Below are 23,986 nucleotides of genomic sequence, written 5' to 3' on the forward strand. Positions count from 1 at the left end.
TTTAGACTGAGCGCTATTCAATGAGATAGAAGCGCAGTACGTTGTCTTCTACACGTACGTTTTGACCTAGTTTCGAGAAGAGCACTTCGCGCCAGTGGTCACCACGCATAGTATGGCTTAGGTCTTCTTGGTTAATTTGTTTTTTAATAGCGTCGTTAATATGGGGAATGTGGTATTCCAATACTGCTTGTTTCGAGCCCGTTAAATAGACCTGTAAATAGTCTGCTGCAATATCTGATGTCCCGGCGCTAAAAATCGATAGTGCCGACTTCAATGAGCCGCCAAGCAGAGTGTTTACACTTTTAGGAAAGAACCGCGAAACCAAAAACTGTGTGTCTTTAATCAACGCGTAATCATCGTTAACTAAACTGACACTATCAGTGGAAAGGCCGGTTAGATATAGCGTGCTCATATTTTTGTCGTAATGAGGCGATGCTGACACAGTAAACACCACGTGAGCACGGTAAATGGTGGTAGAAGCTACCACAATATTAAGTGCCGCAAGGCACTGAAGACCAATACGGTTGTTTGCATTATCTAATGTAATGTTGCCTTCAAGCACGGTCACAGTGCCACTTCCCATAGGGATGTTGAAGGTGAAGGTGTAAGGAAAGCTATGGTTTATAAGGTCTTGGAGCTCAGCTTTGGTAAAGTCGTCGTGCGTCAGCTTACCCCATTTCACAAGCCATTGTGCCAGGTACACTTTGCATTTGTCTTTGAAGGATAAGTTATTGGTCAAGGTGTATTCTTAGCCTAATTTTTCTAGGCAGTGGCTTGTAGCTTGATAGTTTAATGTAATGCATATACCAGTACAGCACTTAAGTTATCAGGATTATTAGATTTTTTAAATCTTACAATTTAATTCTTTTATTGATGAAGTATTGTTTGCTAATCTGGTCGTACCACAACGTTTTATTAACATTTAAAAGTCTTGCCCTCAAGGAGTTGGCGAAATGAGCGAAGTACTCAGCAAATACGATTACATCATTGTAGGCGGGGGCTCTGCGGGTGCAGTGCTTGCCACTCGATTATCGGAAAATCCTGCGTTAGATATTTTGCTATTGGAAGCTGGCTCAAAGGATACTAACCCACTTATTCATATTCCTTTTGGTTTGTCTCTGCTCAGTAGGTTCGAAGGTATTGGTTGGGGTTATCATACGGCTCCTCAAAAAGAAATGTATGACAGAGAGCTGTTCTGGCCTCGCGGTAAAACCCTAGGCGGCAGTAGTTCAGTCAACGCCATGTGCTATATTCGAGGGCAAAAAGAAGACTACGACCGCTGGGCTAATGAAGAAGGGGCCGAGGGCTGGTCATTTGAAGATGTACTGCCTTATTTCAAACGCTCTGAGAACTTTGAAGAAGGGGCTGATGAGTACCACGGCACAGGTGGCCCACTAAATGTTAGCAAGCTTCGGCATACCAGCGTACTGTCCGATGCTTTTGTGAACTCTGCGTCGATTGCTGGCTATCAACAGCTTAATGACTTTAACCGAGACGATAGGGAAGGGCTTGGTTACTACCATGTTACACAAGTCAACGGCCAGCGCTGCTCAACAGCAAAAGGGTACTTAACGCAGGCAAAGCACCGCAACAATTTAACCGTGCTTACAAGAGTCGCTGCTGAAAAGGTGTTATTAAAAGAAGGGCGTGCTATTGGGGTTCAAGTACGGGAAAAAGGCGCGGTGAACCGCTATTTCGCTAAAAGCGAAGTTATTCTTTGCGGCGGCGCAATTAATTCACCTCAACTTCTAATGCTTTCGGGGATTGGACCCAGAGCAGAACTAGAAGAAAAGGGGATTTTTGTACAGCAAGACTTGCCAGGTGTGGGCCAAAACCTACAAGATCACCTAGATGCCATCGTGCAATATACCTGTAAAGCCAGAGAAGGTTATGCCGTGGCATTCGGAGCGCTGCCTTCTTACGTTAAAGCCACCGCAGACTACGCGTTTAAGCGCAAAGGTATTCTTTCTTCAAATATCGCTGAAGCCGGTGGTTTTGTTAGTTCAAGCTTAGCGACACAGGGCCCTGATATTCAATTCCACTTTTTACCTGCAATTTTAAACGACCACGGAAGACAGCTGGCTTTTGGTTACGGTTATGGCCTGCACGTATGTTGTCTATATCCTAAAAGCCGCGGCACTATTTCGCTTCAAAGTAACCATCCTGCCGATCAAGCGCTTATTGACCCGAATTACTTATCCGCAGAGGAAGACCAGCAAGTCATGATTGAAGGCGTGCGTATTGCCAGAAAGCTGCTATCTGCGCCAGACTTCGACAAGTTCCAAGGTAGTGAGTTATACCCAGGGGAAGATGCGCAAACTGATGAAGATATATTAGAATTTTTACGTGAGCGCGCTGAAACCATCTATCACCCAATTGGTACGTGTAAAATGGGCAGTGATGACGATGAGATGGCAGTGGTTGATACTCAGTTGCGGGTAAGAGGCATAGCAGGTCTTAGAGTGGTAGATGCTTCGGTGATGCCAAGCTTAATCGGTGGCAATACCAACGCACCCACCGTTATGATTGCCGAACGTGCTGCTGAGTTTATTAAAGCGACGCACGAAGGTCAGCCAGTATCTTTGGCTAAAGCAGAATCGGCGTAATTAAAAAGGTGCTAAGAGCGAGCCCTCATCTCGCTCTGGCAATTCATCCGCTCTAAGTATTCATTTGCTTGAAGCAGTTTTACCACACGGTGCTGATTATATCTTGAAAGTGAATTGGTCGCTTTAAGCTATTTTTTTCGCTCTAGGCTAATTTTTTCCGCTCTAGGCAGTTAAACACTTTTCGCGGCGTACAAGCGCAACGCTATATTCAAGTGGTTGCGTTGATAAGACGTTATACCTGCTTTTGCATAAATAAGTCTGCTGCACAATCACACATTTCGTCGATATGACTGCTGTCAGCGTATATACCGTCAATAAGTAAACGCGCAATACCGTGTAACGTGCCCCATGTCACCTGTGCTAGTCTCAGCGCATCCTGATTGTTCGGAAGTAGCCCTTTATCCTGCCAATAACGCGTCATCGTCACTTGAAACTGAAAGCAGGGGAATGCAACATCCTTCAGATCGTTGGTTGCCGCTTGGTTTTGCCAAATAGTGCGACCAAACATCAATTCGTACATCTCTGGGTTGTCGGCAGCATAGCCAATGTATTCGTGCACAAATTCGCGAAAACGCACCTGTGGTGTCTTATCTTCTTGCTCGAATATACGTTTAGCTGCGGTATGCCAATCGCTAAAGCCTTTGGCTGCAATGGCGCTTAACAGCGCACTCTTGTCTTTAAAATGGTGATAGGGCGCAGTACGTGACACACCGGCATCCTCTGCTAGTTTTCTAAGAGATAAACTATCAACGCCGTGCTCAGAGAGACGCGCGGTAGCCGCCTCTATCAGTGCGCTGCGCAGGTCGCCGTGATGGTAGCTTTGTACTGCATTAGCCATAAATCCAGTGTTTCCATTTTCAAAATTGAGACGAATAGATAACGTTTTATCTTGACAGTGTCAACATAGCCTTTTATCTTGACGCTGTCTAGTTTGCAAATTTGTTAACAGGAACAGCCCAAGGAGACAGCGCAAACCATGAAGTACTCTACATTAGAAGTAAAACAAGAGGGCCATATTGCCCACGTAGTACTTAACCGCCCCGATGCAATGAACAGTATCATCCCTGAGTTCTGGACCGAATTGCCAGCGGCTATTCGTGAAATCGATGACGAGGGTCAAGCCCGCGTCATCGTTATTTCATCTACGGGTAAGCATTTCTCTGCCGGTATGGACTTATCGGTGTTCCTGAATATGAAAGAAGACTTTAAGGGCGACCCGTCGCGCAGAGCAGAGCGCATGCGCCGTATGGTGATGTTGCTTCAAGATAGCTTTACCGCCATAGAACAGGCACGTATGCCGGTTATTGGTGCTGTTCAGGGCGGGGCAATTGGTGGTGCAGTAGATTTACTAAGTGCATGTGATATGCGTTATTGCACCCAAGACGCTTTTTTCACTATTAAAGAAACCCAATTAGGTATGACAGCAGATGTCGGTACGCTCCAGCGATTACCAAAGCTTATACCTATTGGCATAGTAAAAGAACTGGCTTATACCGGGCGCAATTTTGGTGCTGCAGAAGCGCAGCAACTTGGTTTTGTAAATCAGGTATTTGACGACCAAGAATCAATGCTAGAAGCGGTAATGAAAATAGCGCAGCAGATTTCAATGAATTCGCCGCTCGCGGTTTCAGGCACTAAGACTATGATTAACTACGCGGTAGAACACACGGTGGCAGAAAGCTTGACCTATATGGCCACATGGCAAGCGGGCATGTTTCAAATGGAAGATGTGTTTAAAGCCATGGATGCACAGAAAACTAAAACGCTGCCGGAATATCCGCCATTACACCCGGCCATTAAGAAAATGAATTCGTAAGTTTATGTATGAACGCGCGCTGTCCTAGCTGCTAATTGCTCATTGTTGGCCCAATGATAATTACCATTCGTTAAGGCTGGTGCGCGACATGATTTCTATTACATAAATTAAGTAAACACTTAGATAAATAGCGCTTCTACAAAAGAAGCGCATTAGATAAGAATATTTAAACAGGCTTTTTAACGGCTTTTACCAAGCCAAAACGACTTTCAGGAATGTATCATGAATCAGACCGTAACCGATCATCCCGTTTACCCTCATTTATTTCGTCCTTTAGACTTAGGCTTCACTACCCTTAAAAACCGCGTGCTCATGGGTTCTATGCACACGGGCTTAGAGGAATTACCCGACGGCCATAAACGTATGGCGGCATTTTATGGTGAACGTGCCAGAGGTGGCGTAGGGCTTATCGTTACAGGTGGTATAGGACCAAACGAAGAGGGCGCTACCCATCCGTCAACGTTTCGTTTAGATACAGACGAAGCGGTGAAAAACCACAAAGAAGTGACTGACGCGGTGCACATTGCTGGCGGTAAAATCTGTATGCAAATTCTGCACACGGGCCGCTATGCGTATAGCCCAAAGCTAGTGGCACCTTCTGCGGTACAAGCACCAATTAACCCGTTTAAGCCAAAAGCACTAGAAGCTGACGAGATTGAAAAGCAAATTAAAGATTTCATTACTGCCGCAACTCAGGCTCAGCGCGCGGGTTATGATGGTGTTGAGATCATGGGGTCTGAAGGCTATTTCCTTAATCAGTTTATTGCAAAGCGCACAAACCACCGTGACGATCAGTGGGGGGGCGAATACGAGAACCGTATCCGTCTGCCTATTGAAGTGGTACGCCGCGTGCGCGAGGCGGTAGGTAAGAACTTCATCATTATTTATCGCTTATCGATGCTAGATCTGGTGGAAGGTGGCTCTACTTATGATGAAGTCGTGCAGCTTGGCAAAGAAATTGAAAAAGCCGGTGCGACTATCATTAACACCGGCATTGGTTGGCACGAAGCGCGTATCCCAACCATTGCCACTAAAGTACCGCGAGCGGCATTTACGTGGGTTACCGCAAAATTCAGAGAGGCGCTTTCAATTCCAGTGATCACATCGAACCGTCTCAACACGCCTGAAGTTGCTGAAGAAGTGTTGTCTCGCGGCGATGCAGATATGGTGTCTATGGCACGTCCATTCTTGGCAGACCCTGATTTTGTGCGCAAAGCCCAGCAAAATAAGGCCGACGAAATTAATACCTGTATTGGCTGCAACCAAGCATGCCTTGACCATGTTTTTAACGGCAAAATGACTAGCTGTTTGGTAAACCCTCGTGCCTGTCACGAGCTTGAAATTAACGTAAAACCAGCAGAAACCAAAAAGCGTGTTGCAGTGGTAGGTGCTGGCCCAGCTGGATTAGCAGCGGCAGTGACTTCTGCCAAGCGCGGTCACGACGTGGTGATTTATGATGCATCTAGTGAAATTGGTGGTCAATTTAATATCGCCAAACAAATTCCGGGCAAAGAAGAGTTTTACGAAACGCTACGTTATTTCAAACGCCAAATCGAGCTTCATAAAAACATTACCCTTAAATTGAATACTTATGTTGATGCGGCTGCGCTAAACGACGAAGGTTTCGATGAAGTGATGATTGCGACGGGCATTAAGCCGCGCACGCCAGCGATTGAAGGCATTGAGCACGAGAAAGTGCTGACCTATATCGAAGTATTGAAAGAAAAGAAACCCGTTGGCAATAAAGTGGCCATTATCGGAGCTGGTGGAATTGGTTTTGATACCGCTGAGTACTTGTCTCATGGCAAAGAAACGCCAAGCCAAGACATTCCTGCATTTATGAAAGAGTGGGGCATTGATATGACCTTTTCGGCTCGCGCGGGTATTGAAGGCGTTAAGCCACAGCCAGATCCATCTCCAAGAGAGATTTTCCTATTACAGCGCAAGACCACAAAAGTTGGCGCGGGTTTAGGCAAAACAACGGGATGGGCGCACAGAGTAGGCTTGCTGGCCAAAGGCGTGACCATGATCCCTGGCGTAAGCTACGATAAAATTGATGATGAAGGGCTACACATTACGGTAGAAGGCAATAGCCAAGTATTGCCGGTAGACAACATCATCATCTGCGCAGGACAAGAGCCGATGCGTGATATCGTTGAAGGCTTAAACATGCCTTACCACTTAATTGGTGGTGCAGACGAAGCATTAGAGCTAGATGCAAAACGCGCCATCGACCAAGGTACACGGGTGTGCGCTGCGGTTTAATGACCTAGTGCAAAAACACAGTTAGAAATATAAGTGCCTCATTAAGAGATGCTGAAGATTGATAATAAACCCCTCTTTTTTCGGAGGGGTTTATTTTTTCTAGCCGCCGAAAGCTGTGATTTTTATGAAAATACCCAAACCACACCTGTTTTAGCCTGTTGAAGTTACCTAGACCTGCTATTATCGTTTCCTTTTTTCAATGAGATAAACATGACGTTCAGCAACACCCAAGACTTAGTTCAAGCCGTTAGTAATTCACCAGAGACTATTGAGTTTAACGATGTTATCGCGCTCGTTGATAGCGCGTTTGCCTTTACGCCAACCGCGTTCACTAATGGAGATGTAACAAACGAAGCTAACCAGAATAATGGTTCATGCAAGCTGCTTGCACTGGGTCAGCATTTAAAGCTAAATCAAGCACAAACACTTGCTTTGTTTGGACGATTCTATCGTGAAGACGTACTCAATAACCCCGATGGTAACGACCACGCCAATATCCGCAACTTTATGAAAACAGGGCATGAAGGCGTGGCGTTTAACACATTTCCTTTAGTTGTAGTAAATGCTGATTAGTGGCTTTTTACAGCTAGAACGCTTGCCCATTAGGGCATGCAAAGCATGACCTCAGTAGTGCGGTAATTTGTTTATCGCCTAACTTTAGACTGGAATAAGCGGTACGACGCTTGATCGCCTATTTTTTGTGAAAGTGACAGCCCCAAGCTGATAAGCGAATTATCAGACTGTCTCTTTATGGCTTTTTTTAGTACGTTGAGTGCGCTTTTCGTTTGACCTACACTATCTAAAGCGAGGGCGTAAATATACCAATTTTGTGGGTTCTCAGGGGCAAGTTCTGTTGCTTTTTTGAAAAATGTAACTGCAGTTGCTTTATCCTGTTTACGAACATGCAGCATGCCTAACGAATAATGGATGAGCGCGCTATCAGGTAAATTGCTCATTCCATCAAGGAGGGTTTGTTCTTCTAACAGAAGTTTATTTTGAGCGCGATACAATTCGGCCAAGTTGATATAGTTTGCCTCAAAGTAAGGGTCTACAGTTAGACCTCGTTTTAGCAGCTTTTCTGTTTGATGAATATTGCCGAGCTGATATTCAACCAGACTTTGATTGAGGTTACCTTCCCCCCGCCATTGATTTACGGTATTCGACAACCTAAGCTCTCCAAGCGCTTTCTTAAAGATCTCTGTGTTTAAGCCCTGACCAAGCAAGTTATTAGCTGCGGTCACTCGAATGGCTTTATACTTATCATCAAGTAGATTAGCGTACGTTTTCGTTCGTTCATTAGGAAGAAGTGCACGACCGGCTTGCGCCGCCCCCAGTCTTAGCAAAGGCTCTTCATGCAGAATAAATTTCCGTAAATCTTTATCAGTAAGTGCCTGGTTCGACGATGCCAACAAGCTCAGCGCAGTAGCCCGTTTTATAACTGGAAGAGACGACGAATGGGCAATACGCAGCACAGCTTGTTTACTATGAATATTACCCTGCATAAGAGAGATATAGTTTTCTTCTTGTTTGTTTAGTGTAGAGTCTTTGCCATACCAGTTGATTAGCTTTTCTGATACCCAATCATTATCTTGGTCGTGACAGTTTAAACATGCGTTGGGTGCGCCAGTAGTCGAAGAAACGTTGGGAGTTGGAATACTAAAGCTATGATCCCGCCGTGCATCTACACCCATATAGGTGCGCGTAGGCATGTGGCAGTTTACGCACTGATTTGCATCTTCACTCCCCACATGCTTTGTATGCTTTTCACCTTCATAAGCCGATGCCGAGTGACACTGAAGGCACAAACCATTTCCCTCTATTTTGAGCTTCATAGAGTGTGGGTTGTGGCAGTCTATACAGTTAACACCAGCTTCATACATGCGGCTTTGTAAAAAAGAGCCGTATACATAAACCTCTTCACGTATTTGCCCATCAGCAAAATACAATGGTGAGATAAGAAGCGAAGGTGAGAACTGGTCTAAGAAAGGTTTTTTAGGGTCTATTCCATCAGAAAGTGAGGTGCGCAGAGAGTGACACGCAAAGCACGTTTCCATAAACCGATTGTCTCGTTTTGCAGGAATAAATTCGCCATCTTTTTGTTCGTGCCAAGTAGCGATGTTGCTTCCATCTTTTAACAGCCACCTTCCAATTGCTTGTTGTTCATTTAGAGACAGATCGTGAGAAGTGAGCAATGACCTATGGTGATTGGCTTCTTCAACTTGCGTAACCTTAGACTTTTTATCTGATTCGCTGTCATTAACGCTTGTTGTATTTGCAGTATAATGCGATGCCATATCACCGTGGCAGGATGCGCACGACACATTGATTTCATCAAACTGGCTGTCGAATGTAAGCGTCTTAGTATCAAAATTGCGCTTTAATCCGCTTGAGTGGCAGTCTGCACACATACCATTCCAGTTTTGCATCGGTTGTTTCCAATGCAACCTGTCTTTAGGAGTAATATCCTCAGATGGATAATTGGGGTACCAACGTTGGCCGCCTTTTGATTCGTCTCGAGCATCCCAAGCAAAAGGAAAAACTTGAAGTTTACCTGCTTGTGTTTCGATGAGGTATTGCTGCAACGGAAAATGACCAAAAACATAAGTGATTGGATAGATATTCGTACTTCCAGCTTCTGTGAGCGCGGCAAAAAATTTATTTTCGTGTTTGAAAAAACGTGCCTTCTGCGTGAAGTGAGTTATTGAAACATTATCGAAATTGGCAAGCACGGTTTTATCATTAGCATGGGCCATTGCTTTCGCGTGGTCTGATTTTTGCCACAAAGTAACTTGTTCCTGATGGCAGCTAACACAATTAGCATACTCTTGTGCGTGTAAACTTTTAACTAAACTTGATAGATAAATAATGCTGAAAAGAATAACCAACCGTGGCATTACAACTGCTGTCTGAATATTTGTGAACTCTCTGGACTTTATCACAGGGGTACGAGCAGCGTTAAACAAATTTTTCGGGCTAATTATCACGCTCCGTTAAAATCAACTCGCTAGACTGCGGCATTATCGCAAAGTTAAATTGACCTAAAATATTCATGCCTAATAATCCATCAGCATCGGGTAGGGCGTCTTCGGGGAGAACGATGGCTGATACATCATTGAACTCGTATCCAGCGAAATAAAAGCGCGGTATTTGTACCAGTGGGGCTTCGATAGTTCCGGATGCAGTCCTAACGTTGAAGTTGCCAATAAACGTGAGGTTTCGCATACGGCCCAAGCGAGCAAATAATCGCGACGATATTGCGGTAGTACTGGCTCCCGTATCTAAAATCATATTGGCTTTTTGGTTAAGCGCCTTTGCTTCAAGGCGATATTGATCACCAATACGCTGCAAAGCTACGCGTGTTTGATATCGCGAGGCCTCAGCGTCTGATGGCGCTAGCTCGCTTTCGCTTGGCGTGTTATCTATGTTGGCCATATCGCGCATGTCATAGGCTTTATCGCGAATGATATTGGCGTCTCTATCGTTTAACGGCAGGGCGGCGAGTACATCTTCCATTAGCGTAAGCTTTTGCTGGTAAGCGTAGGCTTCAGCTAAATTAAGGGTATAGTGCTTAGCGTCGGGTATTCGCTGATACAAGGGTTCATTTAATCTAGCCACCAGTTCCCATTGTTCGTCCTGACTTAACTGCGTTTGCGCTTGTTCATACAAAGTAGCAATTTTTGTGTCGATAAACGAGAGCGTTTCAAGTGAAAGAGGCAGTTCAGCTAAGTCGTAGTAGTGTACTATCGCTGTGGGCAGGGGCTTGGTTAACTCAATTAGTTCAGCTTCTAGCAACAGCAGCGATTCGTTGAGCGGGTCATTTTTTAAAAGGTTTGTAAGCTCTGTGGCGAGCAACGCATACTGTCCGTTATTGAGTAGGGTAGTTAGCGTAGCGATATCACTTTGGGTAATTTGTTGCGAAGATAAGCGCAGATCTTCACGCTCATTTGACGGTATGTTAGTTCTGTCAGCGTTCGAAAAAGAGGTGGATTCACGTTCTTTGTTGAAGGGCTCTATATTGCCCTTTGCCTGAGTCTCACTTTCTAGCGCTGCTTCATGTTGTAAATGATGCTCATAGTCTGCTTCTAACTTATAAGCACCATTATTATGCTGCTTTAAGCTAATCCATAGGTAAACATTGATGCCCAACGACACACATAAAAACAGTGTAAGCAGAACTGCAAGCCATGTTTTCATTGGTCTAAACACGCCTTTCCATAGACGTCCACAAATTGCTTAGGCATCCGCTTTGGCGCGCCAGTATCAAGGCTGACGCAAACGAAAGTTGTTAGTGCATCAAATACGGTTTTGTTTCGCTTTGGGCAGATAAATTGAAACTGGCGTTTCAAGGTCAATTTTTTATCGCAGTGTACTATCCAAGTGGCGCATTCTAACGTATCACCAAGATGAGTTGGCAGATGATAGTTAAGTTCGTGACGTTTTATTACCATCCCACGGTTTAGCGCCTGATAATCGGCAAACTGTAGGCCGAGGGCGTTTGAATGAGCCCAAGCTAAGCTTTCGAGCTGAGAGAGGTACGCCACATTATTCACGTGCTGATAGTGATCGATGTGTGTTTCATTAATATGCCATTGCTGCACGTAGGGGTTATCTAACATCCAATTAGGCGTTGGGTTTCTCAAACCTTTTCCTTATTCATATATCTTGTTTATACCCTAGCTGCTTCATTACCATTGGCTTAGCGCCGGTGCTCTCGAAGACCTATTATTGCATTTCTGTTTCGGCAACTTATACCTTTGGCAACGGATTATCTTCAGGCAAGATTAAATCGTCACTTAACAATGACTGCATAATTGCTTTTTCTCTTACCAAAACAGGTTGTATAAAGCTTTGTACATCGCCTAGCGCTTTAAATGCATTAAAACCACGCTCTAAAAACTCATGCAGAGCCAGTAAGCCAGCTAATTTGGCTGGGCGACGGGATAAGGAAATCAACATACCTATACCACGAATCTTTATGACATCAGAGAGTTGATCGCCCAAGTGCGAAATTATGTCGATTTGATGCTCTCTATCTTCCATCCTGCCCACATTTTGATAAGCCAAGGCGTAGTTGTCTCGGTTAATGGGCTCCCCAGGAAAATGACTTTGTAAGTACTGGGCCACTGCCATATCCAAATCGAATGATAGTGCATTTAGCGATAGAGCATCGTCCATAGCGTTCATGGCTTTGTCTGGCAATACTTTTGCAAGCTTCGGAATAACGCGAACTAAATCAGCGTCGCGCTGGCTAAAATCTTTCGGGCCGTACAATTCATCTACAAAAAACGCCATGGCTTTTTGATAACGTTTTTGCTGCGCCAAATCGTCGTGCGTGACCAGTAAGCGTTCGCACTGCCAATGCTGCAGCTGATGAATGATAGGCATTACTCCCAACTGATTGGCCAAATCACGAAGGGCATTTACCCGGTGAATATGTTTAATTATCTCTTGCGCCAAATGAGAAACTCCCTGTTGAGCTAGTGTGGCTTATCTGCTGTTGTAAACCTAGATTGACCTAAGCAAGCGTGCCTTTCAAGTGAGAAGACAAAGTTTTACTGGTATACTCTGCCGCCATTAGTTTAGCTTGCTTATTTAGATTTTTAATTTACTTAATGAACAGTCAAAGTAGTCAGTCATCATTGAACAATGCCTGTAAAAATGAGACCACTGGCGCACACGCCCCGGGCTTAGAAAAAGACAGCGATGTTCCAACGTTAATATCACTGTTTAATAGCACGTTTGAAGATTTCAATACGCGCTTGGTTTTGGGCGATGATGAACCTATTTACATCCCCGCGGATAACGAAAAGCCTTACCATCAAATCGTCTTTGCTCATGGGTTCTTTTCAAGTGCCTTACATGAAATTGCGCATTGGTGCATTGCAGGCGAAAAGCGCAGACTTTTAGAAGATTACGGTTACTGGTATTGCCCTGATGGCCGCGATGCAGTGCAGCAAGCAGACTTTGAAAAAGTAGAAATTAAGCCACAGGCTATTGAATGGGCGTTTACCGAAGCCGCCGGCAGAAAATTTCAGGTAAGTACGGATAACTTGAATGGTGCTGAGCCCGACAGAGAAGGTTTTACCCGAAACGTGGCTGCTCAGCTAGAAGCTTTTAAAACTAATGGTTTTCCACCACGCGCTGAACGTTTTATACAAGCGCTGTCATCTGTGTTTGGCGAAAGTAAATTAACTGATCCGCCTAGCAGTGTCATGAATAGCACGGAAGCAGTCTCGCGCCAAAACACCGCAAGTAGTGACGTAGTCGATGGGATAGGAGTAAATGCTGAATGAGTCAAATTGACCTTAGCCAATCAACGTCTAATAACAAGCCCAAATTCAAACTGGGTGTTGTGGTAAACCCATTTGCAGGTATTGGCGGAGCGCTTGCGCTTAAAGGTAGCGATGGGGCTGAAATTCGTGAAAAAGCCCTCGCTATGGGAGCAGAGAAAAAAGCTAACGAAAAGATGGCCAAAGCGCTCAGTATCTTAGAAGCGTTGTCGGGGAAATTTACTGTTGTGACTGCGTCGGGCGATATGGGCGAAACAGTTTGTGAATCTCTAGGTATTCCTTATGAGGTAATCTATACGCCTAGTGCTGCACAAACCGAAGGCGAAGACTCAGAACGCGCAGCTAAAGCCTTGGTGGATGCCAACGTTGACTTGCTGCTTTTTGCAGGCGGCGACGGCACAGCCCGTAATATCTGTAGTGTAGTCGGCACACAAGTTCCCGTGTTAGGTGTGCCTGCCGGTTGTAAAATTCATTCTGGCGTTTACTGCGTGTCGCCGTCAGCAGCAGGGCAGGTAGTAAGTCAAATGATTGCAGGCGAGCTTGTAAGTGAAATGGACGCCGAAGTGCGTGATATTGACGAAAACGCGTTTCGCGAAGGGAAAGTTATTGCTAAGCATTATGGCGAAATGCGCGTACCGGCAGAACTCACTTACGTTCAAGCCGTAAAAATGGGCGGCAAAGAAGACGAGGCTTTGGTGCTTGATGATATTGCGGCATATGTGAGCGAAATCATGGACGATGAGCCTGATACGTACTTTGTTATGGGCTCTGGCTCTACGGTAGGCGCTGTCATGGAGTTTCTCGGCTTAGACAACACCTTATTGGGTGTGGACGTGGTTAAGCAAGGCGAGTTAATCGCAAGTGATGTGACTGCCAGCGAGCTAATTGCGCTGACTCATGACAAACCCACTAAAATCATTTTGACGGTTATCGGTGGTCAGGGCCACATTTTGGGGCGTGGAAATCAACAGTTAAGCCCAGCGTTTATTCGTCAAATTGGCAAACAAAATATGCTTGTCGTTGCCACTAAACAAAAACTACAGACATTAAATGGTAAACCGCTTCGTTTAGATTCAAGCGATGCCGCGCTAGACGCTGAATTAGCAGGCGCTTTTACGGTTATTACCGGCTACAAAGACAAAGTACTTTGCCAAGCTGTTTAAAGGCATTACGCCATACACTAAAGCGAATTTATTGCCTTTAGAACAACGAGGTTTATCTCGACCTGAAAACATAGAGATAAACAACTGAAATTAACAACAGGAAGGAGTAAGACGTGTTACCACCTGCTGCAGCACCAGAAAGTGTCGTTAAAGCTATTGCAGATATTGAGGCATCGCTTGATGACGTGGTAAATCACGGTAGTGATGACGAATTGTTTATTGCCAGCTACTTACAAGGCCATTTCGCGGTAGAGGCACGCCAACTAGAGATGCAAGAAGGCGCTACCATTGCGATGCTTAATGACAAAATGCTCGAAAGCCTTAATAATGCTTTCGCTAACAACGAATTAGACAGTGAAGATGCTCAGCAAGTCAAAGCACTTTGGGCACGGTTAGTCGCAATGTAATTGCGGCTTTCCTTATTTACTTTCTCACAAGAACTATCTCCCCCGCACATCGTTTTTCCTTTTTTACAATCCGTTACAGTTTTCTGCATTACAGCCCTTTATTAACCGCCAGATTGGTTTATGTTTAGTACAGGTGAATAGCCGCTTTGTGGTGCCTGGCACATTCTGGTGTTCAGCGCAGATAATAAGATTAAGGATGACGACATGACTGTACTTAAGCATCTCACCCAGCGCTTGAAAGTGAGCGTAGGTGTGCTGGCAGTAAGCAGTACGCTGATAGGCTCAGCGTTTGCCAAGAACGATATCAATATCGATTACGAAAAATTTACTACCGATAACGGGCTAACCGTAATTGTTCATGAAGACCGCAAAGCGCCAGTAGTTGCTGTAGCTGTGTGGTATAAAGTGGGGTCAAAAGATGAACCCAACGGCAAATCTGGGTTTGCCCATTTATTTGAACACCTCATGTTCAATGGTACAGAGAACTATGACGATGAGTGGTTCGGGCCATTACAAGAAGCCGGGGCCACAGGCCTAAACGGTACCACAAATTTTGACCGTACTAACTATTTTCAAACCGTTCCAACGCCGGCTCTAGACCGTATATTGTGGATGGAATCTGACCGTATGGGGCACCTGTTAGGTGCGGTAACACAAGAGAAATTAGACGAGCAGCGTGGCGTTGTACAAAATGAAAAGCGTCAAGGAGAAGACCAGCCTTATGGAAGCGTATTTACCCATATTTTTGAGGGCTTATTTCCCGTAGGGCATCCCTATCATCATACGGTGATTGGCTCGATGGAAGATCTTAACTCCGCATCGCTTGACGACGTTAAGGGCTGGTTTAACCAATATTATGGCCCCAATAACGCAATACTGGTGCTAAGCGGCGACATTAACGCCGAAGAAGCCAAACCTCTGGTTAACAAGTACTTCGCTGACATTGAGCCGGGCCCCGCATTGTCTAAGTGGGAAGCATGGGTACCCAAACGTAGCGTAAACACCCGAGAAGTGATCCAAGACAAAGTGCCACAGTCGCGCATTTATCGCCTCTGGGTCTCACCTGAAAACACGTCTTCAACTGCAACTGATCTGTTTATCGCTGCAAGTGTCATGGGGGATGGCAAAAACTCACGTCTTTATAAAGAACTTGTTTACGATCAGCAAATCGCTACCAATGCGTCGGTATTTAATTACGAACTACAAATGGCGTCTATCTTTGGAGTTACGGTTGACGTAAAAGACGGCGTTGACGTAGCAAAGGTAGAAAAAGAGATTGATAAGGTCATTAGCGAATTCTTGCGTAAAGGCCCTAGCAAAGACGAAGTTAAGCTTGTATCGACGAAACAACGAGCTTCAATTATTCGAGGGCTAGAAGAAGTTGGGGGCTTTGGCGGGAAAGCCGACACCCTTGCTAGCGGGGAGTTTATTGCTGGTGACCCTAACTATTTTAAAACTGAATTAGACGAGCTAGGAGAGGCGACGCCCAAAGACGTTAAAGCGGCTGCGAATAAATGGTTAAAAGAAGGGTGGCACCAAATCACGGTTGTGCCGTTTATTGAACATACAGCATCAACTGAAAGCGTTGATCGCAGTTCAGGTTTGCCGCCAATTAATGCAGAGACACAGCTAAGCTTCCCAGAGGTTACGAAGACCACTTTATCTAACGGTGTGAATGTGGTTTTTGCGAAGCGTTCTACGGTGCCTTTAGTTAACGTGGCGGTGCAGTTTGATGCAGGTTATGCTGCTGATGCAGGTGGAAAGTTAGGACTTGCGAGTTTCACCACACAGATGCTTGATGAAGGGGCGGGTAAATACGATGCCTTGGAATTGGCTGCAGAGCTTGAGCAGTTGGGAACAAATTTAAATGCTGGCTCAAATCTAGACACCACTACAGTTAGCATGTCGATGCTTACCGAAAACATGAAGCCTTCTTTGGCACTTTTGGGGGATATATTAAAATCGCCCACGTTTAAAGAAGAAGAGATTGAACGTCAACGTGCCCTTATTTTAAGCAATATTGCCCAGCAAAAAACACGCCCTGTAAGTATTGCGCTAACCTTACTTCCACCGCTTATCTATGGTGAAGACCATGCTTATGGCATTCCGTTTACCGGTACCGGAACTGAGCAAGACGTGAAAGCAGTGACGCGAAGCGATCTAGTTAGCTTTAAAGATACGTGGCTACGCCCTGATAATGCGACAATTTTTGTCGTTGGTGACACTACGTTAGACGTCATAAAACCTATGCTTGAAAAGGAGTTTGGTAAATGGAAGGTGAAAGGCAGCAAAGGAACGAAGCAAATAGCTGAAGCGTCCATGCCTGAGCAAGGCCAAGCGATTATTATTGATCGCCCAGGTGCGCAACAGTCGCTAATTCTGGCCGCGCATTTAGCGCCACCAACAGGTGCAGACAACAATATAGCCATCAATGCTATGAACCAAACACTAGGTGGCGCTTTCACTGCTCGCGTGAATATGAATTTACGCGAAGATAAAAGCTGGTCTTATGGCGCGTATACCTTTCTTCAAGACGCAAGAGGTCAACGCCCATTTATGGTGTATGCACCAGTGCAAACCGATAAAACAGGGCCGTCTCTACTTGAACTCAAAAAAGAGCTCAATGCATATATAGGGGATAAGCCGCCGATGGCGAATGAATTGGAAAGAGCGCGATTGGATGAAGTACGCTCGTTGCCTGGTCAATTCGAAACGGCCAATGCGGTAATGTATAGCCTCTTATCAAGTAAGAGGTTCAATAGAGAATATAATTATCCAGAGTCTTTGGTCGAAAAGTACAATGGCTTATCTTTAGACGATTTAAGTAGCGCGGCGAAAGAGGTGCTGCATCCGGAAAAATTGACTTGGATAATCATTGGTGATGCCGAAAAAATCAAAGCGGATGTTGAAGCAGCTGAGCTTGGACCTGTCAGTGTGCAGAGTATGAATTCACTGTAATAAGCGACACTGCAAAGCAAGCGAAAGGGCCGAAAATTTTCTCGGCCTTTTTTATTAGGAATTATTCACTAAACTCATCAAATGCACGCAAAGCATCTGCAGCGTACATAAACGATGGGCCTCCGCCCATGTAAACCGACATACCGCACACTTCTTCGATTTCTTCACGGGTAGCACCTAAATGCACCAACGCTTTAGCATGAAAGCCTATGCAGCCATCGCATCGCGTTGCAATACCAATCGCAAGAGCAATAAGTTCTTTCGTTTTTTTATCCAACGCACCGTCTGCGGTCGCAGCCTTAGCCATATCTGAAAACCCTTTCATGACTTCTGGCACGCCTTTTTTAACCTCGGCTAGATACGGATTTAAGCTATCGGTAATTTCTTTATATGACTTTGTCATTGTGTTCTCCTAACGCAAATAAAATCGGGCTTTAATGTCTCTTTTTCTTTCAGCACAAAAGCTTTTAAAAAGAGACTATCTACTGGCCTTGTTGGTTAATGTCATCGTTAATCATATACCTATAGCTTTTGTACGTCATGATTCAGGTCAAGAAGCGTTTATTTGTTGGTGACAAATGCGCCTTTTGTAGAATGGTGAGCGGCGACAACATGCACTAAAGTTAAACAAGTTTAATTAGCTGCTTAATTCTTGATTTGAAGACAACCCCTCTGGTGAACACGAAAAAATTTATACTCTCACCCTTCCGCGTGTTTGCAATCGCTTTTCTAAATGTAGTGTGTATTACTGTTGCGCTCGCATCTGGTTCGAACAAGTTAATGAACGAATATGCGGTCGAACTTTTAACCGCTGAAGATGGCTTTGTTTCATCAGAAATCTATTCCATAGTCCAAGACCGCCAAGGCTTCCTTTGGTTTGGCACAGCAGAAAATGGCGTCATGCGTTATGACGGTCGCAACGTTAAGCTCTTTGAATCGAATAGCGAAGACGGCCAAAGCCTTTCTCATAACGATGCCGGCAACTTAATGTTGGATGCCGAGGGCAATATTTGGGTGGGTACGTGGGGCGGTGGTGTTAACAAATACGACCCTACAACCGGTCAGTATGAGCGCTATTTAAATGTGCCTGATGATACAAATTCTTTGTCATCAAACCGAATTCAGTCACTTTTTCAAGATAACGCAGGTGATATCTGGCTAGGCTCTTACGACAAAGGGCTTAATCGTTTTTTAGGCAATGGAGAATTTCAGCGAGTACAAAAAATACCAGGGGATAAAAATAGTCTTTCCCACAATCGCATTTGGGACATTATTGATAACGATGCCGATAGTCTGTGGGTAGCGACCAGCTATGGGATAAATTTACTCGATAAAAAATCGTTAGACGCCAAGCATTTCTTGCCGGATCCAAAAAACAAAACGGCTACGGGCGCGAATGAAATACGTAGTTTACTTCGTACATCTTCTCATCAGCTATTCGTCGCTACGCAAAATGGCCCCTTCTTATTCTTTCCAAGTTCCGGTGTTTTTCTGCCTCAAACGACACGAGAAGGTAAACCACTAAGCCAAGTAAACTCGATGATTGAGGACCATGATGGTCAAATATGGTTCGTCACTACCGAGGGATTGTATCGTCATACCGGAGAGGGGAACTATGTTGAAAAGGTCGACTTTGGTTATGAAAACGGCCTTCGCATAATTTTTGAAGATCATACTAAAACCAAGTGGATTACCAGTGAGGTTCACGGGATTTTTAAATTTTCTCCTCGCGGCAAAATTAAACAAATTAATAGTGAATTACTAACCGCACCAAGTGGTATCGCACTTGATCATGTAGATGAAAATGGAAATAAAAATGGCGATGAAAAGGGCGATGTACTCATTGTTACGGCAAACGCCGACGTGTTCAAATGGAAAGTGAGAGAAGAGCTTTTGCAAAAAGAATACGACTCGGTATTTAAAGAGCTTGAAGGTTATAAAGAGCGTGGGGTTATAGAAAGACCTATTATCGTGCCGGATCAAGAAGGGTTTCTGTGGGTAGCACAAGATGACTTTGTGGTCAGAGTTGATCGACGTACTAAAGCAATAAACCGCATTGAATACCCTAAGACTGACAGCAATTATCGTCAGTTTCGTGAGTTCAGAGCACTTGAACTAGACAATAGCGGCAACGTTTGGATTGGTACTTATAAGCACGGTATCTACATTTACAATAAGCATTCCGAAAAATTCAAGCATCTCACAACCGAAGACGGCTTAACGCACCCAGAAATTCACAGCTTATACAAAGACGCCAGCGGCAATATTTGGGTGGGTACGGGCGGAGGTGTGAATTTGTGGTCAGCTGATAGTGAAAGTTTCACGTTTTTTAGTGGCGCAAAGGATCAGCAGGGAAGTTTGCTCGATAGCATTGTGGAAGATATCCACCAAACGAATGATGGAGACATATGGGTAGCGACACAAAGGGGGTTGTATCAGTATTTCGCAGAATCTAAATCCTTCAAGCATTTTAGTGAGAAAAATGGGCTGCCCACCACCTTAATAAGAGCTATCGCTGATGGCGAGGACGGCAGGCTGTGGCTTACCACCAATAAAGGTGTTTTTCTTTATAATCCCGACACACAAAATGTTATTAGCTACAACAGTAATACAGATTTGGCAGGCAAAAACTTTTACTCTGATAGCTTAATTAAAGCGGGTGAAAATACCTATTTTACGAGTAGTCAGCGGGGGGTAGAGTACTTCAAATATAACCAAGAGCAAACCGATGCTGTTAGCGCAAATATAGTTCTTACCGGTTTTAACAAAATGGGGGAGTCAGTAGAGCTTAATAAGCCACTGTCCTATGTTACTGATATCAACCTTTCTTATGAAGATTACTTTTTTTCATTAGATTTTGCGATTTTAGATTTTTCAGACCCTAAGCGTGCCCGCTTTGCTTACAAGTTAGAAGGGTACGATGAGCAGTGGATTGATATTGGAAATCATACTTCGGTGTCGTTTACCAACTTAAATGGTGGCGACTACAGGTTGCTCGTAAAAGCCATGAAACCCAATGGTGAGTGGGGTGATGATACTCTATCATTGAATTTACATGTGGCAGTAGCACCATGGAAAAGCTGGTGGGCATACACTATCTACGGCTTATTTTTGATAGGTATGGTTGTATTAGTGATTTACCTGCGCACCCGCCTACAGCAAACCGAAATCACTAAACAGAAACGCTTTGTTCAAACACTAGAACAGCAGGTATCTGAAAAAACTGCGTCGCTAAAAGCGCAGGCGAACGATTTAAAACAAGCGCTTGAACGTGCCGAAGAAGCCACGAAGTTGAAGTCTGAATTTCTTGCCAATATGAGCCACGAAATTAGGACGCCGATGAATGGTGTTATAGGTATGCTTGGCCTGTTGAAAAAAAGTGACCTGACAGCAGAACAAAGCCAGCGCGTGAGTATTGCTAAAACCAGTGCTAACTCGTTGCTTGTGCTTATCAATGACATCCTGGATTTTTCAAAGATAGAAGCGGGCAAGCTTGAGCTAGAGTCAGTGGATTTTGACTTAAGGGAGTTAGTGGAAAGTGTTGCACTATCAGTAGCGCACTCAGCACAAGAAAAAGACCTAGAACTAATCGTTGATCTCTCTGAAATCAGCGAAACAAAGATATATTCAGATCCAAACCGAATTCAACAAATTCTGACTAACCTCTTAAGCAATGCCGTTAAATTCACTGAACAGGGTGAAATTTACATTGCAGCAAGGTTACTTCCAAGTGATGTTGAAAATGAAGCTATGCTGCGCTTAACTGTAAAAGATACGGGAATAGGCATCCCGGAATCCAAACTTCCTCATTTGTTCGACGCCTTCACCCAAGTAGATGCGTCTACAACGAGGCGCTTCGGCGGCACAGGACTTGGTTTAAGTATTACAAAGAATTTGTGTCATTTATTGGGTGGTGACATAAGCGTTGTGTCAGAGCTTGGCAAAGGTAGCTGCTTCAACGTTATATGCAAAGTTACGGGCTCGAAGGAAAGCACGACACTGCAACCTGAACTTGTTAAAGAAAACACGCGTTGCTTAATAGTGGATAACAATGCCTCAACAAGACAATCTATGCAAAACCAGCTTGGGCTTTGGGGTGTGAATGCGTTAACTGCATCGTCATTAGAAGAGGCTGCAACGCTTTACTTAGCTGATGAGATTAGTGAACAAGACCCTTTAAGTATTGATATTTTGTTTATGGAAAAAGTCGTTGATGACCACGAGCAAGACAATCGCTTACTGAACTTCAAGGGTATCGAAAACTTAAGGTTCAGTCGTACTATTCTTATGACCAAACTAAGCGATGTCGATAGCTACAGCGAGTTTAGAGGGATGCTCATTGATGAGTGTCTGCCTAAGCCGATAACGACCTCAGATTTACTAAGAATACTTGAAACCACGGTAGGTAAACCCGGTACACAAAACGATGTGCATTCACAGCAGTTGGGTATGGATACTGCAGATTTTGTAGAGCAACATCCAGATGAAGACCTAGCAGAGCAGGAACCTAAGAGACGCTTACTTAATATCGAAGCAACACGGATTTTGTTAGTTGAAGACAATGCGATAAATCAACTGGTTGCTACTAATGCACTCGAAAGCGAAGGGTATCAGGTGGATGTAGCTAATAATGGACTAGAAGCGTTAGATATGTTGAAGAACAGCAAGCCTGAAGCACAATACAGCGTAATAATTATGGATTGCCAAATGCCCGAAATGGATGGGTTCGAAGCGACTAAATGTATTCGTGAAGGCGCGGCGGGAGATATCTATAAAAGTACGCCTATTATAGCGATGACGGCCAATGCTATGCAGAGCGATAAAGATATGTGCATGGCAGCAGGTATGGACGACTTTCTAACAAAGCCTATCGATCACCAAAAAGTAACTTCAACCTTACAGAAGTGGCTTAGCAAAATTCACTAGCCTATCGCCAACGAGCAAGTAAACGCGTTAACATGCAACAAGTTTTTAACAAGTTGTGAGAGCGTTAATGCTAAATCGTGTATCAAAACCCTTCGTAAAACTCGTCGAGAGATATCTTCCCGACCCTTATATTTTCGTTTTATTGTTAACGCTCATAACGCTTTTCTTTGCGGTGGTCATTCAAGACCAATCACCACTTACCACAGTTCAACAGTGGGGCGACGGCCTCTGGGGGTTGCTAACTTTCTCAATGCAAATGCTCTTGGTATTGGTAACCGGGTTTATGCTGGCATGCACGCCGCTAGTCAAGACACTGCTGGAAAGTCTCGCCCGTCTAGCTAAAAGCCCAGGAAGCGCTATTGTACTGGTTACTTTAGTGTCGCTTACAGCCAGTTGGGTAAACTGGGGCTTCGGGCTAGTAGTAGGTGCGTTGTTCGCCAAAGCACTTGCAAGAAAAGTGTCGGTAGATTATCGGCTATTGGTGGCCAGCGCATACTCAGGTTTTGTCGTATGGCATGGCGGCTTGGCGGGCTCTGTACCGTTAACTATTGCAACACCGGGCCATTTTTCAGAGGCACAAATAGGCGTAATTGGTACCAGCGAGACTATTTTTAGCGGCTTCAATTTACTGTTGTTGGCGATTATGTTTGTGGTTATCCCTCTTGTGAATCGCCTTATGCTACCCCCTCAATCTGAAAGCGTGATTGTGGATCGCACAAAGCTACAAGACGACGCTCTGCCTTCGGCAACAAACGAACGGCCCGCCGACAAACTTGAAAACAGCAAAGCGCTTGGTTTACTTGTCGGTTTCGCTGGGCTTGCTTATCTTACAAATTATTTCATTTCTGGCGGCGGGCTAAACCTAAACATCGTTAATACGTTATTTCTTTTCCTTGCTATTGTCCTTCACGGCACGCCACGCAATGTATTGCATAGCTTGCAGCAAGCGGTTCAGGGCGGCAGCGGAATTGTAATACAGTTTCCGTTTTATGCTGGCATCATGGCGGTTATGGTGCAATCTGGGTTAGCGCAGACTATGTCAGAATGGCTCATTAGTTTTGCATCTGCAGAGTCGTTGCCCGTATGGAGTTTTATTAGTGCAGGTATTGTTAATATCTTTGTGCCTTCGGGTGGTGGTCAGTGGGCGGTGCAAGCCCCTGTAATCCTCCCCGCTGCCGCTGAGCTGGGTGCGGAAGTTAATAGGGTGGCAATGGCAGTGGCGTGGGGCGACGCTTGGACGAACTTAATTCAGCCGTTTTGGGCACTACCCGTACTTGCCATAGCTGGCCTAAAAGCCAAAGATATTATGGGGTTTTGCTTAGTTCAGCTTATCGCAACAGGCGTTATTATTTCCTTGGTTTTGCGATTTGTATAAGTGCAGTGCACTTCAGACCTGAAAGGAAATGGCTCTTTCTTCGATAACATTATTGTCAACTCGTTCTCGCTGAGTATTACTAGCGTTTTGCAATAAATTAATCATATCGTTATTTTCATTTTAATTGTTATGTTATAACATTTATTAAATTCGAGATTTAAAATGAAACTTAGCGAGTCG

General features: G+C 44.5%; 17 protein-coding genes. 10 read left to right on the forward strand and 7 right to left on the reverse strand.

Annotated elements, in window-relative coordinates:
- Positions 1-13 precede the first annotated feature (13 nt).
- Positions 14-739: a DUF1439 domain-containing protein gene (locus ACYX4N_RS08945; RefSeq protein WP_476056300.1), complete on the reverse strand. Its 726-nt coding sequence runs from the start codon at positions 737-739 to the stop codon at positions 14-16.
- Between the two features lie 214 nt (positions 740-953).
- Here ACYX4N_RS08945 and ACYX4N_RS08950 point away from each other — a divergent pair, with 214 nt between their 5' ends.
- Complete coding sequence (locus tag ACYX4N_RS08950; protein ID WP_476056301.1) at positions 954-2,606, forward strand: GMC family oxidoreductase; 1,653 nt, start codon at positions 954-956, stop codon at positions 2,604-2,606.
- A gap of 232 nt (positions 2,607-2,838) precedes the next feature.
- Here the strand turns inward: ACYX4N_RS08950 and ACYX4N_RS08955 are convergent, their stop codons facing one another.
- On the reverse strand, positions 2,839-3,444 hold the full coding sequence (locus ACYX4N_RS08955) for a TetR/AcrR family transcriptional regulator (protein ID WP_474857108.1): 606 nt from the start codon (positions 3,442-3,444) through the stop codon (positions 2,839-2,841).
- Positions 3,445-3,582: 138 nt separating this feature from the next.
- Here ACYX4N_RS08955 and ACYX4N_RS08960 point away from each other — a divergent pair, with 138 nt between their 5' ends.
- From ACYX4N_RS08960 to ACYX4N_RS08970, 3 genes are all read left to right on the forward strand, one after another.
- Complete coding sequence (locus ACYX4N_RS08960) at positions 3,583-4,422, forward strand: crotonase/enoyl-CoA hydratase family protein (RefSeq protein ID WP_476056302.1); 840 nt, start codon at positions 3,583-3,585, stop codon at positions 4,420-4,422.
- Between the two features lie 222 nt (positions 4,423-4,644).
- Positions 4,645-6,687, forward strand: coding sequence for an oxidoreductase (locus ACYX4N_RS08965; RefSeq protein ID WP_476056303.1), 2,043 nt, complete (start codon positions 4,645-4,647; stop codon positions 6,685-6,687).
- Positions 6,688-6,897: 210 nt separating this feature from the next.
- A complete protein-coding gene (locus tag ACYX4N_RS08970; protein WP_476056304.1) occupies positions 6,898-7,260 on the forward strand; it encodes a HopJ type III effector protein in 363 nt (120 codons plus the stop codon).
- 71 nt (positions 7,261-7,331) lie between these two features.
- Here the strand turns inward: ACYX4N_RS08970 and ACYX4N_RS08975 are convergent, their stop codons facing one another.
- The 4 genes from ACYX4N_RS08975 to ACYX4N_RS08990 form a co-directional block, all read right to left on the reverse strand.
- Positions 7,332-9,581, reverse strand: a complete 2,250-nt coding sequence (locus tag ACYX4N_RS08975) for an ammonia-forming cytochrome c nitrite reductase subunit c552 (RefSeq protein ID WP_476056305.1) — start codon at positions 9,579-9,581, stop codon at positions 7,332-7,334.
- Positions 9,582-9,660: 79 nt separating this feature from the next.
- A complete protein-coding gene (locus ACYX4N_RS08980; RefSeq protein WP_476056306.1) occupies positions 9,661-10,881 on the reverse strand; it encodes a retropepsin-like aspartic protease family protein in 1,221 nt (406 codons plus the stop codon).
- The gene (locus tag ACYX4N_RS08985; protein WP_476056307.1) at positions 10,878-11,327 is read right to left on the reverse strand and encodes an acyl-CoA thioesterase; all 450 of its coding nucleotides are present in this window, start codon (positions 11,325-11,327) and stop codon (positions 10,878-10,880) included. Before ACYX4N_RS08985 ends, ACYX4N_RS08980 begins: the two co-directional genes overlap by 4 nt.
- Positions 11,328-11,433: 106 nt before the next feature.
- The gene (locus tag ACYX4N_RS08990; RefSeq protein WP_476056308.1) at positions 11,434-12,144 is read right to left on the reverse strand and encodes a DUF8198 family protein; all 711 of its coding nucleotides are present in this window, start codon (positions 12,142-12,144) and stop codon (positions 11,434-11,436) included.
- A 155-nt stretch (positions 12,145-12,299) separates the two neighbouring features.
- Here ACYX4N_RS08990 and ACYX4N_RS08995 point away from each other — a divergent pair, with 155 nt between their 5' ends.
- The 4 genes from ACYX4N_RS08995 (at position 12,300) to ACYX4N_RS09010 (ending at position 17,505) form a co-directional block, all read left to right on the forward strand.
- Entirely contained in the window at positions 12,300-12,980 is a 681-nt protein-coding gene (locus tag ACYX4N_RS08995; RefSeq protein ID WP_476056309.1) for an elongation factor P hydroxylase, read from the forward strand.
- Positions 12,977-14,140, forward strand: coding sequence for an ATP-NAD kinase family protein (locus ACYX4N_RS09000; protein WP_476056310.1), 1,164 nt, complete (start codon positions 12,977-12,979; stop codon positions 14,138-14,140). Before ACYX4N_RS08995 ends, ACYX4N_RS09000 begins: the two co-directional genes overlap by 4 nt.
- A gap of 113 nt (positions 14,141-14,253) precedes the next feature.
- Positions 14,254-14,547 carry a YfcL family protein gene (locus tag ACYX4N_RS09005; protein ID WP_474805991.1) on the forward strand — a complete coding sequence of 98 codons (294 nt, stop codon included), beginning with the start codon at positions 14,254-14,256 and terminating at the stop codon, positions 14,545-14,547.
- Between the two features lie 204 nt (positions 14,548-14,751).
- Positions 14,752-17,505 carry a M16 family metallopeptidase gene (locus ACYX4N_RS09010; protein ID WP_476056311.1) on the forward strand — a complete coding sequence of 918 codons (2,754 nt, stop codon included), beginning with the start codon at positions 14,752-14,754 and terminating at the stop codon, positions 17,503-17,505.
- A gap of 61 nt (positions 17,506-17,566) precedes the next feature.
- Here ACYX4N_RS09010 and ACYX4N_RS09015 read toward each other — a convergent pair whose 3' ends face one another.
- On the reverse strand, positions 17,567-17,908 hold the full coding sequence (locus ACYX4N_RS09015) for a carboxymuconolactone decarboxylase family protein (protein ID WP_039222723.1): 342 nt from the start codon (positions 17,906-17,908) through the stop codon (positions 17,567-17,569).
- A 377-nt stretch (positions 17,909-18,285) separates the two neighbouring features.
- On the opposite strand from ACYX4N_RS09015, the gene ACYX4N_RS09020 reads away from it, so the two are divergent.
- Both ACYX4N_RS09020 and ACYX4N_RS09025 read left to right on the forward strand, forming a co-directional pair.
- Positions 18,286-22,431 carry a two-component regulator propeller domain-containing protein gene (locus ACYX4N_RS09020; RefSeq protein WP_476056429.1) on the forward strand — a complete coding sequence of 1,382 codons (4,146 nt, stop codon included), beginning with the start codon at positions 18,286-18,288 and terminating at the stop codon, positions 22,429-22,431.
- A 67-nt stretch (positions 22,432-22,498) separates the two neighbouring features.
- Positions 22,499-23,806, forward strand: a complete 1,308-nt coding sequence (locus ACYX4N_RS09025) for a short-chain fatty acid transporter (RefSeq protein WP_476056312.1) — start codon at positions 22,499-22,501, stop codon at positions 23,804-23,806.
- The last annotated feature ends 180 nt before the right edge of the window (positions 23,807-23,986 follow it).

This window comes from Alteromonas sp. ABH4_452 (assembly GCF_056311825.1).

Coding starts and splice junctions, on each gene's coding strand:
- ACYX4N_RS08975 (WP_476056305.1), bottom strand. CDS start 9,581: ATGCCACGGTTGGTTATTCTTTTCAGCATTATTTATCTATCAAGTTTA.
- ACYX4N_RS09000 (WP_476056310.1), top strand. CDS start 12,977: ATGAGTCAAATTGACCTTAGCCAATCAACGTCTAATAACAAGCCCAAA.
- ACYX4N_RS08995 (WP_476056309.1), top strand. CDS start 12,300: ATGAACAGTCAAAGTAGTCAGTCATCATTGAACAATGCCTGTAAAAAT.
- ACYX4N_RS08960 (WP_476056302.1), top strand. CDS start 3,583: ATGAAGTACTCTACATTAGAAGTAAAACAAGAGGGCCATATTGCCCAC.
- ACYX4N_RS09015 (WP_039222723.1), bottom strand. CDS start 17,908: ATGACAAAGTCATATAAAGAAATTACCGATAGCTTAAATCCGTATCTA.
- ACYX4N_RS09020 (WP_476056429.1), top strand. CDS start 18,286: ATGAACGAATATGCGGTCGAACTTTTAACCGCTGAAGATGGCTTTGTT.
- ACYX4N_RS08980 (WP_476056306.1), bottom strand. CDS start 10,881: ATGAAAACATGGCTTGCAGTTCTGCTTACACTGTTTTTATGTGTGTCG.
- ACYX4N_RS09025 (WP_476056312.1), top strand. CDS start 22,499: ATGCTAAATCGTGTATCAAAACCCTTCGTAAAACTCGTCGAGAGATAT.
- ACYX4N_RS08950 (WP_476056301.1), top strand. CDS start 954: ATGAGCGAAGTACTCAGCAAATACGATTACATCATTGTAGGCGGGGGC.
- ACYX4N_RS08955 (WP_474857108.1), bottom strand. CDS start 3,444: ATGGCTAATGCAGTACAAAGCTACCATCACGGCGACCTGCGCAGCGCA.
- ACYX4N_RS09010 (WP_476056311.1), top strand. CDS start 14,752: ATGACTGTACTTAAGCATCTCACCCAGCGCTTGAAAGTGAGCGTAGGT.
- ACYX4N_RS08970 (WP_476056304.1), top strand. CDS start 6,898: ATGACGTTCAGCAACACCCAAGACTTAGTTCAAGCCGTTAGTAATTCA.
- ACYX4N_RS08965 (WP_476056303.1), top strand. CDS start 4,645: ATGAATCAGACCGTAACCGATCATCCCGTTTACCCTCATTTATTTCGT.